Origin of the sequence: Pseudomonas sp. PS02303 (assembly GCF_029959925.1) — a bacterium.
Classification (GTDB): domain Bacteria; phylum Pseudomonadota; class Gammaproteobacteria; order Pseudomonadales; family Pseudomonadaceae; genus Aquipseudomonas; species Aquipseudomonas mandelii.
In genome coordinates this window covers 1-2,743 of record NZ_JASCOM010000446.1, presented here as the reverse complement: position 1 = coordinate 2,743, position 2,743 = coordinate 1, and the positions used below count along the sequence as shown (strand labels likewise).

General features: G+C 60.2%; 2 protein-coding genes. One reads left to right on the top strand and one right to left on the bottom strand.

Annotation, left to right across the window (positions count from 1 at the left end; translation table 11 throughout):
• Positions 1-103: 103 nt before the first annotated feature.
• Positions 104-364 carry a hypothetical protein gene (locus QMX98_RS33870; RefSeq protein WP_010464795.1) on the top strand — a complete coding sequence of 87 codons (261 nt, stop codon included), beginning with the start codon at positions 104-106 and terminating at the stop codon, positions 362-364.
• Between the two features lie 18 nt (positions 365-382).
• Here the strand turns inward: QMX98_RS33870 and betT are convergent, their stop codons facing one another.
• Positions 383-2,338 carry a choline transporter BetT gene (betT, locus tag QMX98_RS33865; protein WP_169857611.1) on the bottom strand — a complete coding sequence of 652 codons (1,956 nt, stop codon included), beginning with the start codon at positions 2,336-2,338 and terminating at the stop codon, positions 383-385.
• Positions 2,339-2,743 lie beyond the last annotated feature (405 nt).

Genomic DNA, 2,743 nt, shown 5'->3' with positions numbered 1-2,743 from the left:
GGCAAGCCTCGCGCCTACAGGAGTTGCGCGCAATCTGTAGGCGCGAGGCTTGCCCGCGAAGGCGGTCTTGAGGGCAGCACACATCTAAAGGACGGAATGCATCATGCACACCACGATCATCATCACCTTCGGCCTGATCCTGCTGGCGCTGATGCTGTTCATCGGCGAGAAAATCGGCTTCAGCCGCGAGACCCTGGCCTACAGTTTTGTGGTCCTGTGGCTGGCCCTGACACTGATCAACGGCGCGGTCGGCATGGTCAATGCCGGCCAGCCGTTGAGCACGGAACTGGTCGTTGGCAGCGCCGTGTTCGGTGTACCGGTGGCGGCGCTGGTGCTGTTCATGGTGTTGACCACCGAAACGTGAACAGCACCGCCACTATGTTCAACGCACCAAGTGCAAGAACTGCAAATGCCGTTCGTACTGATCAAGGATGTCGTTGATGATCTGCTCCTTGGTGTAACCCACCAGATCGTAGTCCTGGCTGCCCTCGCTCAAATGCACTTCGGCCCGGTAATAACGGCGGTTGTTGAGTTCCTTGGAACCCATGCCACCACGGGCAAACGATGGCGTGAAGTAGCCACGCATCTGCACCTGATAGATAAACGGATGCTCCTCGCCGTGTCCGATTTCCAGGCTGACGTTGTCGTTGGCCGGGTCGGGCTGAGTGACCACGTTCAATCCTTTCTCGACGAACACGGCGCTCACTTCTTCGATCGCCGGGCGCACCGTGGTGTCGAGGAAGCGATAGACCTCATCGCGGGACGGGAAATGCACGGCCTGGGTCAAGCGCTGACGCCAACCGCCCCTCCGCGAGCCGGACACCGGCGCCAGGGAATGCAGCTGCGCGATCTGCTTTTGCGACTCCAGATAGAACGCCTTGTGCAGCCCCCACATCATCAGCAGCAAGATCATCGAGAACGGCAACGACGTCAGCACCACCGCTGACTTCAGCGCATCGATGCTGCCGGAGAACAGCAACGCACTGGTCACCAGCGCGGTCATCGCGCCCCAGAACACCCGCAGCCATTTCGGCCCGTCTTCATCCGGGTTGCCGCCCTTGGCGGAGAGCGTCGACAGCACCACGGTGCCGGAGTCGGCCGAGGTGACGAAGAACACGAAGCTGATGAACACCGTCACCGCGATGACGGTTTTGCTCCACGGGTAGGTTTCCAGCAGCAGGTAGAGGGTCATCGACGGATTGTCGACGGCCGACATGCCGAGTGCGGTCATGCCGTGGTTCAGGACCTGGTCGATGGCGCTGTTGCCGAAGATCGACATCCACGCCAGGGTGAAACCGAGCGGAATCAGCAACACGCCGAAGACGAATTCGCGAATGGTACGGCCACGGGAGATCCGGGCGATGAACAGGCCCACGAACGGCGACCACGCAATCCACCAGGCCCAATAGAACACGGTCCAGCCGCCCAGCCAGTCGCTGGGTTTGTCGTAGGCGTACAGGTCGAAACTCTTCATCGGCAACGCGCCGAGGTAGTCGCCGATGTTCTGGATCAGGGTGTTGAGCAAGTGCTGCGTGGGACCGGCGAACAACACGAACAGCAACAGCGCACAGGCCAGCAGCATGTTGATGTCGGACATCACCCGCACGCCTTTATCGACGCCGGACACCGCAACGATGATCGCCGCGCCCATCATCAACGTGATCAGGCCGACCTGAATCCACTGGGTGTGAGCGATGCCGAACAGGTAGTCCAGGCCCGAGTTGAGGTGCAACACGCCAAAGCCCATGTCGGCGCCGAGGCCGAACACCGTGGCGATGATGCCGAAGCCGTCCACGGCGTAACCGATCGGGCCGTTGATGCGCTTGCCAATCAGCGGATAGAGCGCCGAACGCAAGGCCAGCGGCAGGTTGTGGCGGTAGGCGAAGTAGGCCAGCGCCATGCCGACAAAGGCGAACACGCCCCAGCCGTGCAGGCCCCAGTGCAGAAACAGAATCTGCATCGCCTGACGCGCCGCATCCGCCGTGCCGGCCTCGCCTTGCGGTGGTTGGGCCAAGTGAGTGAGCGGTTCGGACACGCAAAAGAAGAACAGCGTGATGCTGATCCCGGCGGCGAACAGCATGCCGGCCCAGGACAGGTAACTGAATTCGGGCTCGTCGTGGTCGGCACCGAGCTTGATCTTGCCGTAGCCAGACAAGGCGGTGACCACCACGAAGACCAGATACAGCGTCATCGCGAGCATGTAATACCAGCCGACCGTATTGGCCGCCCAGTTTTGCGCTTCCAGCAGCCAGGCGCCGGCCTGTTCAGGCATGGCAATGACGACGATGCCGAACAGCAGAATGAAGGTCGCCGCGAAATAAAACACCGGCGGATTCATGCGGACCTGGCCGCTTGGAGGGACGGACGATGCACTCATGAAAGGTGCACCTCAAGGGGGTGAAACAGGGCAATCAATAACGGACTCGGCAAGGCAAGCCTCCTGTTGTGAACGGGCAGCAAACCGGCGGTTTAACTTGAATGAGCGTTCAAGTTAAACATGAATAGGGTGCTAAGGACTAATCGCAGGGCTCGGCGGTACGTTCTGTACGCTAGCTCAAGGATGGGTATGACGTGGGATTTGGGGGATTCGTTCAGCGGGAAATTAGCTAAATGCCATGATTACCGTTCGCCTTGAAATCCATTCGCGAGCAGGCTCGCTCCCACAGGGAGATGTGTCGTTCAAAAATCTGTGGTCCAACACCTATCCACTGTGGGAGCGAGCCTGCTCGCGATGAGGCCGGTG

Coding starts and splice junctions, on each gene's coding strand:
- QMX98_RS33870 (WP_010464795.1), top strand. CDS start 104: ATGCACACCACGATCATCATCACCTTCGGCCTGATCCTGCTGGCGCTG.
- betT (WP_169857611.1), bottom strand. CDS start 2,338: ATGAATCCGCCGGTGTTTTATTTCGCGGCGACCTTCATTCTGCTGTTC.